This window comes from Pseudomonas sp. W2Jun17, from assembly GCF_023127795.1.
GTDB classification, from domain to species: domain Bacteria; phylum Pseudomonadota; class Gammaproteobacteria; order Pseudomonadales; family Pseudomonadaceae; genus Aquipseudomonas; species Aquipseudomonas synxantha_A.
In genome coordinates, this window is the sequence record NZ_SPKO01000036.1 from 55,895 (window position 1) to 67,973 (window position 12,079).

Below are 12,079 nucleotides of genomic sequence, written 5' to 3' on the forward strand. Positions count from 1 at the left end.
CAATCCAGCGCCCTTACAGCTCCTGCGGACGCAGAATCAACACACCCAGCGGCGGCAGGTTCAACGACAGCGACACCGGTTGCCCATGACGCGGCTCATCCTGGGTGAACACCTCTCCCCCATTGCCAAAGTTGGAACCGGCGTAAGTGTCCGCATCACTGTTGATCACCTCACTCCAACGCCCGCCGAACGGCACCCCAACCGCATAGCCTTCACGCGGCACCGGGGTGAAGTTAGCAACCACCAGCACCGGCCGGCCGTCCTTGCTCCAGCGCAGCCAGGCGTAAACACTATTGATCGCATCATCGCCAATCAGCCACTGGAAGCCTTGGGGCGCATCATCCTGTTCATGCAGCGCCGGCTCCTCGCGGTACAGGCGGTTCAAATCGCCCACCAGCTTCTGCACACCACGGTGCTCAGGGTATTGCAGCAGATACCAGTCCAGTTGCTGGTCGTGGTTCCATTCGCGCCACTGGCCAAATTCGCAGCCCATGAACAACAGCTTCTTGCCCGGGTGCATCCACATGAAACTCAGATAGGCGCGCAGATTGGCAAACTTCTGCCAGCGATCTCCCGGCATCTTGTCGATCAGCGAGTGCTTGCCGTGCACCACTTCGTCGTGTGAGATCGGCAAGATAAACCGCTCGGACCAGGCATATACCAGGCCGAAGCTCAGCTCGTTGTGATGATGGGCACGGTAGACCGGGTCTTGCTGGATGTAGTGCAGCGAGTCATGCATCCAGCCCATGTTCCACTTGTAATTGAACCCCAGGCCACCTTGCTGGGTAGGCTGGCTGACCCCCGGCCATGCCGTCGATTCCTCGGCGATCACCAGCGCGCCGGGCGCTTCAAGGGCGACCACGTCGTTCAAATGCCGCAGAAAATCGATGGCTTCCAGGTTCTCGCGCCCGCCATGGCGGTTGGGCACCCACTCGCCGGCCTTGCGCGAATAATCGCGGTACAACATCGAAGCCACCGCATCCACCCGTAGCCCATCCACATGAAAATGCTTGAGCCAGTGCAGGGCCGAGGCCAGCATGAAGCCGTGCACTTCCGTACGGCCCAGGTTGTAGATCAGCGTGTCCCAGTCCTGGTGAAAGCCCTCCAGCGGGTTGGCATACTCGTACAGCGCTGTGCCGTCGAACTGCGCCAGGCCGTGGGTATCGGTGGGGAAATGCGCCGGCACCCAATCGAGAATCACGCCGATATCCGCCTGGTGACAGGCATTGACGAACCAGGCGAAATCCTCGGGCGATCCAAAGCGTGCACTCGGGGCGAATTGCGACAAAGCCTGATAGCCCCAGGAACCACCAAAGGGGTGCTCCATGATCGGCATCAGCTCGATATGGGTGAAGCCCAGTTGCTGCACGTAGGGGATCAAGCGCTCCGCCAGTTCACGCCAGCCGTATTGACGGGCGACCTCGCCGGTCTCGTCCAGCTCGCACTGCCAGGAGCCCACGTGCAGCTCGTAGATCGACAACGGCGCCGTGGATTTCTGCTTGTCACCCCGGGCTTGCATCCACTCATGGTCTTGCCAGTCCACCTGCAACGGTGCGGCGACCTTGGAGGCCGTATCGGGCGGCAGTTGAGTGGCCAGCGCCACCGGGTCGGCCTTGAGCGGCAGGATCCCATGAGCCCCGAGGATTTCGTATTTGTAGGCAGCGCCCGGCTGCAAACGCGGGATAAAAATCTCCCACACGCCGGAGGGATGACGCAGGCGCATCGGATGGCGGCGACCGTCCCAGATATTGAAATCGCCCACTACCGAAACCCGCCGCGCATTCGGTGCCCACACCGCAAAGCGCACACCTTGCACGCCATCGACACTGGTCACCTGGGCCCCCAGGCAACTGCCCAGGTCGCGGTGATTGCCTTCGGCAAACAGGTAAAGGTCCATTTCCCCCAACAGCAATTGACTGAAGCTGTAGGGGTCTTCGGTAATCTGTTCACCGCCCGCCCACTGGATTTTCAACAGGTACGGCTGGCGCGTGCTGAACTGCCCGACAAACAAGCCTGGCACCTGGGTTGCCTCGAGGCTGCCCAGCACTTCACCGCCATCCCGGCTGAGTACCTGAACGCTGAGCGCCTCTGGCAGAAAGGCGCGAATAAACTGCCCGCCCTGCTCGTCGTCATGCGGGCCCAGGATCGAGAACGGATCCGGGTGTTCGGCGCGTACCAGCGCTTCGACGTCCTTGGACGCCGGCAATGCAGTCAACTTGGGCTGCAGCGGTTCTTTATGTGTAAAACTCATGACGTCTCCCCACCGCGTACAGGTTTCGATTTAGGTGTAAGCCCGCTCAGCAAGCCATGCAGCCCTTGCAAGGGCACCGGCAACCAGGTCGGGCGATTTTCCGCTTCGTAGGCCACTTCGTACGCGGCCTTTTCCAGGCTGAACAACGTCAGCGCTGCGTCCTGGCCGTTGGCATCCTGCCAATCATGCGCCAGTGTAGACGTCGCCGTCTGATAAGCCTGAGTAAATGCCTCGCGGGCTTCACTCAGATAGCGATCGGTGACGCGCTTGCGCGCAGTGTTGGCTTGCGGTGTCTGATCCACTGCTTGCACATTCAGGGCCATGGCCGCCGCGTAGTCAAAGGAGCGCAGCACTCCGCTCACATCTTTATAGGGGCTGTGCTTGCCGCGCCGCTCATGCAACGGCCGCGCAGGTTCCCCTTCAAAGTCGATCAGGTACGCATCGCCCTTGACCACCAGCACCTGGCCCAGGTGCAAGTCACCGTGGACACGAATCCGCAGCCCGCCGACCGTGGCCTTCGCCAACGCCTGGACATGCCCGGCGATGGCTTTTTTGTGTACCAGTAACTCACTGACCAACGCCTGGTCAGCGGGGTTCAACTGGCTTTGATGAAGCTTGAGCAATTGCAGCGCACGCTCGATCTGCGCGCCGACATCCTTGGCCCAGGCCTGAGTATCCTTGGCGGTAGTGATTTGCGGTTTGAAGTCCTTGTCATCCGTTGGCGCACCCAGCACCCCATGCATTTCCCCCAGGCGCTGGCCGAGCGCGGCGGCGAAATCCGCCAGTTCGCCAAGAGCGTTGTAGTGCTGCTCCTGTTCAGAAATGGCCTCGGCCAACTCGTCACGGATCGCCCGTTCCAGGTTGTTCTGGGTCCAGCTCCAGGCATCGCCCTGGTTGCTCAGGTAGCCCTGGGCAATCATCAGCAGGTTGTCCTGCCCCTGCGCGTCGCGGCGGCTCATAAAGCCCAGCAAAGGCGAGATATTCGGGTAGCCGGCGGCGGTCAGGTAGGCGCTCATTTCCAGCTCCGGGTGTACCCCGGCGCTGACTTTGCGAATCAGCTTGAGCACCAGGCTTTCGCCCACCACCACCGAACTGTTGGACTGCTCGGCAGACAAGTAACGCACCGGCGATTCGTGAGTCAGTTGCAGCCCGGCCAGGTGTCCGGTCGCCTCAAACCGCAGATCGCCCTCACTGGAGTTGAGCACGGTCCCTGCCTGCATGGCCTGGATGACTTCACGGATGAAAGGCTCAAGGCTGAAGGCATCGGTCACCAACCCTACCTGGCGGGTACGTCGCACCCGGGCCAGGGCCAATTGCTGGGGCAAGGCGCTGCTCACCTGATCTTCGCCAAGAAAGCCCAACGGCAGTTGATAACGGCTGACCTGACCGCCGCTGCTGACCTCGACTTCACTGAGCAATACCGGGTGCTGTGGGTCGCCAAAACGTACGCCGTAAGCGATGCGCACGCTGTCGATCGCCGTGTCTTTGCCGGCAAACCAGCGACGTTTGGGCAACCAGGCTGGCAATGAGGTTTGTTCCAGGCTGGTGCGGCAAGGCTCTTCGAGTAATTCTTCCATGCGTTTTTTCAGTACCAGAGTGGTGAAGTCGGGCATGCTCTGCGCCGGTTCCACATGCCAGCTTGGCATCTGGTTTTCCGTCGCCAGCACAAACCAATAAAAGCCATAGGGCGCCAGGGTCAGCAGGAAATTCAGCTGGCCAATCGGTGGAAAGGCATTACCGCCGAGCATCTCCACCGGCACCATGCCGGCGAAGGCAGACAAGTCCAGCTCCGCCGCCTGGGCGCTGCGCGACACATTGGCCACGCACAGGATGATTTCGGTGTGGCCGTCTTCCCCCGTGTATTCACGGGTGTAAGCCAGGATGCGCCGATTGGTCGGCGAGAGCATTTTCAGGCTGCCACGGCCAAAGGCATTGGACTGCTTGCGCACCGCGAGCATGCGCCGGGTCCAGTTCAGCAACGAATGCGGGTCCTGGGCCTGGGTCTCGACGTTGACCGATTGATAACCGTATTGCGGGTCCATGATCGGCGGCAATACAAGGCTGGCCGGGTTGGCACGGGAGAAGCCGCCATTGCGGTCGATAGACCACTGCATAGGCGTACGCACACCGTCGCGGTCGCCCAAGTAGATGTTGTCACCCATGCCGATCTCATCGCCGTAATACAAAGTCGGTGTGCCCGGCATCGACAACAACAGGCTGTTGAGCAACTCGACACGGCGACGATCACGCTCCATCAGCGGCGCCAGGCGTCGACGAATACCCAGGTTGATTCGGGCGCGGCGGTCTGCGGCGTAGTAGTTCCACAGGTAGTCTCGTTCTTTGTCGGTGACCATCTCCAGGGTCAGCTCATCATGGTTGCGCAGGAAGATCGCCCATTGGCAATTGGCGGGAATCTCCGGGGTCTGGCGCAGAATATCGGTGATGGGAAAGCGGTCTTCCTGGGCCAGCGCCATATACATGCGCGGCATCAGCGGGAAGTGGAAGGCCATATGGCATTCATCGCCGTCATCGCCTTTGCGCTCACCGAAATACAGCTGCGTGTCTTCGGGCCATTGGTTAGCTTCGGCCAGCAGCATTCGGTCGGGATAATGGGCATCGATTTCGGCGCGAATCTGCTTGAGGACGTCGTGGGTTTCAGCCAGGTTTTCGTTGTTGGTGCCGTCGCGTTCGATCAGGTAGGGGATGGCGTCCAGACGCAGGCCGTCAATGCCCAGGTCCAGCCAATAGCGCATCACCGACAGTACGGCCTTCATGACTTGCGGGTTATCGAAGTTGAGGTCGGGCTGGTGGGAGTAGAAGCGGTGCCAGAAGTACTGGCCGGCGACCGGGTCCCAGGTCCAGTTGGATTTTTCGGTATCGAGAAAAATGATGCGCGTGCCGTCGTACTTCTGGTCATCGTCCGACCACACGTAGAAGTCCCGCGCGGCCGAACCCGGCTTGGCCTTGCGCGCACGCTGGAACCAGGGGTGCTGGTCGGATGTGTGGTTGATCACCAGCTCGGTAATTACCCGCAGCCCGCGTTTATGCGCCTCGGCGATGAAGCGTTTGGCATCGGCCATGGTCCCGTAGTCGCTGTGCACTCCACGGTATTCGGCAATATCGTAGCCGTCATCGCGACGTGGCGAGGGGTAGAACGGCAATAGCCAGATGGTGTTCACGCCAAGGTCGGCAATATAGTCGAGCTTGGCAATCAGCCCGGGGAAGTCACCGATGCCATCATTGTTGGAGTCAAAGTAGGATTTGACGTGAACCTGGTAAATCACCGCGTCCTTGTACCAGAGCGGGTCTTTGATGAAGGTGGCTGTCTTGGGTTTCTTCGCCATCGGGAACTCCTGAAAACACTAAAGTTCTGCAGACGGAATGCGATCCAGTGTGGGAGCTGGCTTGCCTGCGATAACGGTCTGTCAGTACCTGAAATGGTGGCTGACAAATCGCTATCGCAGGCAGGCCAGCTCCCACAGGGGAACTCCATCAGCCTGGGGAATGGGTGATGCGCCAGATTCCAAAGGGCATCTGCGGTTCAAGCCGTGTCCATTGGGTCTTGCCGTACCAGGTCCAACGGTGGCCGTTCATCAAGTCTTCACCCTGGGTCTGGGCGTCATCCGGCAGGCCCAGCTCCCACAGCGGTAGTTCAAAATGGGCTTCCTGAGCGTTAAAGGGGTCGAGGTTGACTGCCACCAGAATGAAGTTGCTGCCATCTTCGCTGCGCTTGCCGAAATACAGGATGTTGTCGTTCCAGGCGTTGTAGAGCTTGAGCCCCAGGTGTGTGTGCAGGGCCGGGTTCTGCCGACGGATACGGTTGAGTTGGGCGATCTCGGCAATGATGTTCCCGGGGGCGGTGAAGTCCCGCGGGCGGATTTCGTACTTCTCCGAATCCAGGTATTCCTCCTTGCCCGGCACTGGCGCGGCTTCGCACAGTTCAAAGCCTGAATACATGCCCCACAGGCCCGAGCCCATGGCCGCCAGCGCGGCACGAATCAAGAAGCCGGCGCGCCCGGACTGGTGCAAAAAGCCTGGGTTGATATCAGGTGTATTGACGAAGAAGTTCGGCCGGTAGCATTCGCGCCACGGCGACTGGTTCAATTGCGTCAGGTACTCGCTCAACTCGGCCTTGGTATTGCGCCAGGTGAAGTAGGTGTAGCTCTGGGAGTAGCCGACCTTGCCCAGGCGCGCCATCATCGCCGGAGTCGTAAAGGCCTCGGCGAGGAAGATCACCTCAGGGTATCTGGACCTGACATCACTGATCAGCCATTGCCAGAATGGCAGCGGCTTGGTGTGGGGGTTGTCGACGCGAAAGGTCTTCACGCCCTCTTCCACCCAACCCACCACAATATCGCGCAGCTCTGTCCATAAGCCCGGAATCGCATCCGCCGCATAGAAATCGACGTTAACGATGTCCTGGTACTTTTTCGGCGGGTTCTCTGCGTATTTAATCGTGCCATCGGGGCGCCAGTTGAACCAGCCAGGGTGCTGTTCAAGCCACGGATGGTCCTGGGAGCATTGGATGGCAAAGTCCAGCGCAATTTCCAGGCCGTGGTCGGCAGCGGCTTTGACCAGGCGACGGAAATCCTCACGACTGCCCAGTTGCGGGTGAATCGCCTCGTGCCCGCCCTCCTCGCTGCCGATGGCATAGGGGCTGCCCGGATCATCGGGGCCGGCGGTGAGTGAGTTGTTCTTACCCTTGCGATGGCTGCGGCCGATGGGATGGATCGGCGGGAAGTACAGCACGTCAAAGCCCATGTCGTGGATCATCGACAAGCGCGAGTGCACGTCATTGAATGTGCCGTGGCGGTCCGGATCGTCGGTGATCGAGCGGGGAAACAGCTCATACCAACTGGCGAACTGCGCCGCCTCACGCTCTACGTCAATCGGGTAGGCGGGGCTGATGCTCAGATAAGCGCGATGATCGGCCTGGGTCATCAGGTGTGCACTGTCTTCGTGCAGGAACAACGCCACCTGCTCGGTTTCCAGCAGGCCCGACAATTCGTGGTGCAGCAACATCAAGCGGTCGCGCAATTCGTTGTCACTGCGCTCGGCGGCCTGCAACACCAGGCTACGGCCCTCCTGCAATTCAAGGCTGACCGGCACCCCGGCCTCGTGTTTCTTGCGCAGTTCATAGCAGAAGCTGGCGAAGGTATCGATCCATGCCTCGATGCAGTATTCATGCGGGCCGAGGTGGGCGACAGTGAACGCGCCCTCCCAGCCATTGTTACCGACATCGGTCATGACCACGCTGTGCCAGCTTTCATCCTCCAGCGCGTGCCAGCGGATCAGCACCGCCAGTTTGTCGTGGCCATCGGCGAACACTTTACTGGTGACATTGACGCGCTGGCCGACCACGGCCTTGACGGCAAATTCCCCCTTGTCGATCACCGGCATGGTGCTTTCGATAGCGATCCTGGGTAACAACAGCGCTTGCGACAACGGCAGTGCGCAGCCCTCTGGAGCCAGTATTTCAGCAGTCATCGAGCATCTTCCCCTTACGCCCCGTGGACGCTCTTTGCTTGATCCGAATTCAAGTACGGCGACGCTCTCCCTGAGCAGAGCCGTTTAAAGTCCGAGCCTGGGCGCGCGGCAAAAGTTCAGGTGGATATGTGGCCGCCGGGCGGGGAATCAATTCCCCAAGGCAATGGTCCACCCATAGAGCCAAGCACAAAGGAGGCCACACTGATGAATATCCCAATACCCCCTGAACCCGAAGATCCGAATATCGATGCCCCGCCCTTGCCGCCTTCGGAGCCGACGCCAGCGCCAAAGCAGGAACCCCCTGAAGATGAGCCACCCGCAGCGCAAGAACCGCCCACGACCACGCCGCCGGTCATCGTCTGAGTCACAATGATGGAGGTTCGCTCGGGAGGGGCCAGGCTGTTCTTCAACTCGAGCGAGCCGCAAAAAATCGAACTCTCCTACAGACACTGGGAACAAGCCTGAATGCTCGCGTGACTGCAGGTTTATATATTTACCTCGCACTCAACCCATCTTCCGATGGGAAGTTCTGATCCTATCGCGAGGACACCATGTCGACTATCAACCCTCAGCACTTTTCCCGCACGCAGCCATCGCCACCTGGACACTCCAGCGGCGCCCAAGCTCAGGGCCGGCCCACACAGCAGCAGGTGGACGCGTTGCTCAACGCTGGCCCGAACTGGTCCGTTACGCCCAAGGCACCGGACCGTGCACAGCAATCGCCTGACACGCGTTCCAATCAGACCTCTCCTGAGCAACACGCAGACGCGACGAAACGCGTGAGCGATACTCATACACTATTGACCCCGGAAACAATCAACGCGCTACAGGGCAATCCGGACTCTGCCCAATCTCGTGCAATCAAGTCCGAACTCGAATGGATTTTTCAGCCAGAAAACAGGCGCGCAGCGTTACGTGGGCCCGACGCCAAAGCGAACCGCAAAAAATTTGAAGAGATGAGCGTCGTGCTCAATGCCGGTGCCAGGAACCTGAACTCAGCCAAGCACAAAACAACAGAAGAGGTAATGAATAAATTCGCCTTTAAAAATATCGAGGCCCTGCTCGGGGCATTTGACGGCGACGCCTCGAGCTCTTTTGGCCGTCTCGATAACTCACTCGCAGAGTTAGCCAAAATCAAACAACACTATTCCAGGATGGACTCGACCTATAAAACCTTAAGCAATACCTGCGATTCGCTGGCCAAGGAAAAGCTCGACGCGTCACAAGCAGATGCCACGCCACCGCCATCGGCCTCCGACACTGGCCACGACAGCTCTGCAACCTACAGCTTCCGCTCTGCCAGTGAATCCACACTCGAGTCTCCTCAAGAGATCCGGAATTTCAAATCCCAAGACAAACTGAACCTGACCGGCATTCAGAAACAGTTGAACACCCCGCTGCGATGGGTTGAGCGCCGCCCAGAGTCGATCGGGGAGATACAGATTCAATATTCGCCCAATAAAAATGTCAGCGTGGTAGTCATTGCTGATGCTCCAGGCAAGCCACCCTTCGTACTGAAGGTGTTTGGTGAGGTGCGCCAAAGCAACATCGTGACCTGATGGCTGGGTATCACTTTTCCACTAACTTGACGATTCTCGGCATGATGCTGAACACCGCCAGGGCCAGCAACGTACTGAGTACCGCCGTCGATTCACGCCCCATGCCCGCCGCCACCCCGATGGCGGCGGTCATCCACAACCCGGCAGCCGTGGTCAGGCCCTTCACATGCTGGCCCTCTTCATCTTCCTTGCCCTTGAGGATAGTGCCGGCGCCAAGGAAGCCGATGCCCGCAATCACCCCTTGAACCACCCGGCTCATGGCGTCTGCCTGGTTGCCGGACATCTGCGGCACCAGCACGAACAGCGCCGCGCCAAGCGCCACCAGCATATGAGTGCGCACGCCCGCCGCCTTGCCCTTGTGTTCACGCTCAAAACCCAGGATGCCACCCAGGATCGCAGCGATCAGCAGGCGCACAGTCACTTGAGTGAGTTGCCGGGCATCGGTGATGTCGGCGAACTCGGCTTGCAGGGTTTGCCACACTTGTTGCCACCAGACGTCCATGGATGCGCTCCTTTTATTATGAGTAAAGAATAGACCGCACAGACCGCCAGTCAGTTGCCCGGAACCCGTGCGCATGGCAGTCGCCTAACGCTGCACAGTTCACAAAACGGAGATCGTCATGACCGTACGCATCGAAAATCATCTGTGCTACTTCACGCTCGACGAAAACGGCCAGGAACAAAGCCTGCCCGCCACCCGGGTGACCATCCTTACCGATCACGACAAAGCCATGTCTTATCTGGAATTGGCGGGTTCTCGCATCTACATCACCGAAGCCGAGGCGGACGCCCTGACGGTTGAAGGCGCCACCGATGGCCGTCAGCATGTGAAGGCCGACGAACCGGGTTCGGTGATTTAATTGATCTGCGTCAGCCCCTTCGATCGATCGCTGCACCTTATTGACGCTGGGGTGCAGCACATTGACGCAGATGGGTACATCCAGCCCATCTGATCCGCTTTATATCGCCATACCTGAGTCTGTTATGCAAACAGCCTGTCGCCCATAGTGCATTGGCCTGATGGAGGCTGATGAGCGAACGACCATGAGCGAACGAATCCCAACCGTGGAAACCTTTGAGCCCATACACCCAAAGAAGGTGAAGGCCAAATCCAGCGATAACCTGATCCATACCCGCAGCTTTACCGGCCTGTTCCGCACCTTGCGTGTCAGTGGAGCGGCTTTGCTGTTCCTGGCCTTTTTCGGCACCGTATGGCTGAACTGGGGTGGGCGCCAGGCCGTGCTGTGGGACCTGGCGCACAGCAAGTTCCACATTTTCGGCGCCACCTTCTGGCCGCAGGACTTTATCCTGCTCTCGGCGCTGCTGATCATCTGTGCCTTCGGCCTGTTTGCGATCACGGTGTTTGCCGGCCGCGTCTGGTGCGGTTATACCTGCCCGCAAAGCTCGTTCACGTGGCTGTTCATGTGGTGTGAAAAGATCACCGAGGGCGAGCGCAACCAGCGTATCAAGCTGCAGGCGGCCCCGTGGAGCCTGAACAAACTCGCGCGACGCTCAGCCAAACATACGCTGTGGCTGGGCATCAGCGTGCTGACCGGGCTGACCTTTGTCGGCTACTTCACGCCCATCCGCCCTCTCGCCGTCGAACTGCTGACCTGGCAAATCGGCGGGGTGAGCTTGTTCTGGGTGCTGTTTTTCACGGGCGCTACCTACATCAATGCCGGCTGGTTACGCGAAGCGGTGTGCATGCATATGTGCCCGTATGCGCGATTCCAAAGCGTAATGTTTGATAAAGACACCCTGACCATTTCCTACGATACCGCCCGCGGCGAACGCCGTGGCCCGCGCAAACGCGAAGTGCAGCCAGCCGATGCAGGGCTTGGTGATTGCATTGATTGCCAGCTGTGCGTGCAGGTTTGCCCTACCGGCATCGATATCCGCGACGGCCTGCAAATGGAATGTATCGGCTGTGCGGCCTGCATTGATGCCTGCGACTCGATCATGGACAAAATGGGCTATGCCCGGGGTTTGGTGAGCTACACCAGTGAACACCAACTGCAGGGTGGCAAGACTCATCTGCTCAGGCCACGCCTGATCGGCTACAGTGCCGTACTGCTGGTAATGATTGCCGCGTTGGTGGTGGCCTTGATTGAACGGCCGATGGTGTCGCTGGATGTCACCAAGGACCGCGGCATGTTTCGCGAAAACAGCCAGGGTTTGATCGAGAACATCTACAGCCTCAAGGTCATCAACAAGACCCAGCAACGCCAGGACTACCGGGTGGAACTGGTGGATGCCGACGGGTTCCAGTTGCAAGGCAAGACCCGGATCAGCCTGGCGCCCGGAGAAATCGTCGATATGCCGGTGTCAGTGGCACTGCTGGCCGAGAAGCCGGCGAGCAGCTCGCAGAGCCTGCGCTTCAAGGTGACAGATGTGGATGAGCCCTGGATCTACAGCGCCGCAGACAGTCGCTTCGTCGCGCCGTTGAACCGCTGACAATCCGCCAATGTGGGAGGGGGCTTGCTCCCGATAGCGGTGGGTCAGAACAGTTTTGGTTACTGACACCCCCTCATCGGGACATAGGTATCTACACAATTTTTTAGGTTGTAGAAGCCGACGGTAACTACGATGCGAAGCGAGCCGCTCTTGATCTTGATCTGTTTTTGATCTTAAGCGCCCCGTCAAACCACGCTGGCCGGAATTCGACAGGGATTCTGGGCCGGCATTCCGGCTTTTCGAAAGTGACCCGCTGTAAGAGCGGAACCATAAGTGGCCGTTACCGCAGCAATGGATATGTACTCGGTATAACTGTGTCGGCTGCCTG

Annotated in this window: 8 protein-coding genes; 4 read left to right on the forward strand and 4 right to left on the reverse strand. The window is 59.3% G+C overall.

Annotation, left to right across the window (positions count from 1 at the left end; all coding sequences use genetic code 11):
* Window positions 1-13 precede the first annotated feature (13 nt).
* From glgB to E4O98_RS23050, 3 genes are all read right to left on the reverse strand, one after another.
* Window positions 14-2,251: a 1,4-alpha-glucan branching protein GlgB gene (gene glgB / locus E4O98_RS23040; protein ID WP_032875727.1), complete on the reverse strand. Its 2,238-nt coding sequence runs from the start codon at window positions 2,249-2,251 to the stop codon at window positions 14-16.
* Window positions 2,248-5,595, reverse strand: coding sequence for a maltose alpha-D-glucosyltransferase (gene treS / locus E4O98_RS23045; protein ID WP_248136334.1), 3,348 nt, complete (start codon window positions 5,593-5,595; stop codon window positions 2,248-2,250). The genes glgB and treS overlap by 4 nt, the downstream gene beginning before the upstream one ends.
* Before the next feature lie 148 nt (window positions 5,596-5,743).
* Window positions 5,744-7,738, reverse strand: a complete 1,995-nt coding sequence (locus E4O98_RS23050; protein WP_248136336.1) for an alpha-1,4-glucan--maltose-1-phosphate maltosyltransferase — start codon at window positions 7,736-7,738, stop codon at window positions 5,744-5,746.
* A gap of 204 nt (window positions 7,739-7,942) precedes the next feature.
* Between E4O98_RS23050 and E4O98_RS23055 the strand changes: the two genes are divergently transcribed.
* Both E4O98_RS23055 and E4O98_RS23060 read left to right on the forward strand, forming a co-directional pair.
* Window positions 7,943-8,101 carry a hypothetical protein gene (locus tag E4O98_RS23055; RefSeq protein WP_164699486.1) on the forward strand — a complete coding sequence of 53 codons (159 nt, stop codon included), beginning with the start codon at window positions 7,943-7,945 and terminating at the stop codon, window positions 8,099-8,101.
* A 188-nt stretch (window positions 8,102-8,289) separates the two neighbouring features.
* Window positions 8,290-9,297: a M10 family metallopeptidase C-terminal domain-containing protein gene (locus E4O98_RS23060; protein ID WP_223018918.1), complete on the forward strand. Its 1,008-nt coding sequence runs from the start codon at window positions 8,290-8,292 to the stop codon at window positions 9,295-9,297.
* A 10-nt stretch (window positions 9,298-9,307) separates the two neighbouring features.
* Here the strand turns inward: E4O98_RS23060 and E4O98_RS23065 are convergent, their stop codons facing one another.
* Window positions 9,308-9,799, reverse strand: a complete 492-nt coding sequence (locus E4O98_RS23065) for an MgtC/SapB family protein (protein WP_103734282.1) — start codon at window positions 9,797-9,799, stop codon at window positions 9,308-9,310.
* 118 nt (window positions 9,800-9,917) lie between these two features.
* Here E4O98_RS23065 and E4O98_RS23070 point away from each other — a divergent pair, with 118 nt between their 5' ends.
* Both E4O98_RS23070 and ccoG read left to right on the forward strand, forming a co-directional pair.
* Window positions 9,918-10,157: a DUF3203 family protein gene (locus tag E4O98_RS23070; RefSeq protein ID WP_005788559.1), complete on the forward strand. Its 240-nt coding sequence runs from the start codon at window positions 9,918-9,920 to the stop codon at window positions 10,155-10,157.
* A gap of 184 nt (window positions 10,158-10,341) precedes the next feature.
* A complete protein-coding gene (gene ccoG, locus E4O98_RS23075) occupies window positions 10,342-11,751 on the forward strand; it encodes a cytochrome c oxidase accessory protein CcoG (protein WP_032875737.1) in 1,410 nt (469 codons plus the stop codon).
* Window positions 11,752-12,079 lie beyond the last annotated feature (328 nt).

What these genes read in the sequence shown, in the direction of transcription:
- glgB (WP_032875727.1), bottom strand. Translation starts at nt 2,251, where the DNA reads ATGAGTTTTACACATAAAGAACCGCTGCAGCCCAAGTTGACTGCATTG.
- treS (WP_248136334.1), bottom strand. Translation starts at nt 5,595, where the DNA reads ATGGCGAAGAAACCCAAGACAGCCACCTTCATCAAAGACCCGCTCTGG.
- E4O98_RS23050 (WP_248136336.1), bottom strand. Translation starts at nt 7,738, where the DNA reads ATGACTGCTGAAATACTGGCTCCAGAGGGCTGCGCACTGCCGTTGTCG.
- E4O98_RS23055 (WP_164699486.1), top strand. Translation starts at nt 7,943, where the DNA reads ATGAATATCCCAATACCCCCTGAACCCGAAGATCCGAATATCGATGCC.
- E4O98_RS23060 (WP_223018918.1), top strand. Translation starts at nt 8,290, where the DNA reads ATGTCGACTATCAACCCTCAGCACTTTTCCCGCACGCAGCCATCGCCA.
- E4O98_RS23065 (WP_103734282.1), bottom strand. Translation starts at nt 9,799, where the DNA reads ATGGACGTCTGGTGGCAACAAGTGTGGCAAACCCTGCAAGCCGAGTTC.
- E4O98_RS23070 (WP_005788559.1), top strand. Translation starts at nt 9,918, where the DNA reads ATGACCGTACGCATCGAAAATCATCTGTGCTACTTCACGCTCGACGAA.
- ccoG (WP_032875737.1), top strand. Translation starts at nt 10,342, where the DNA reads ATGAGCGAACGAATCCCAACCGTGGAAACCTTTGAGCCCATACACCCA.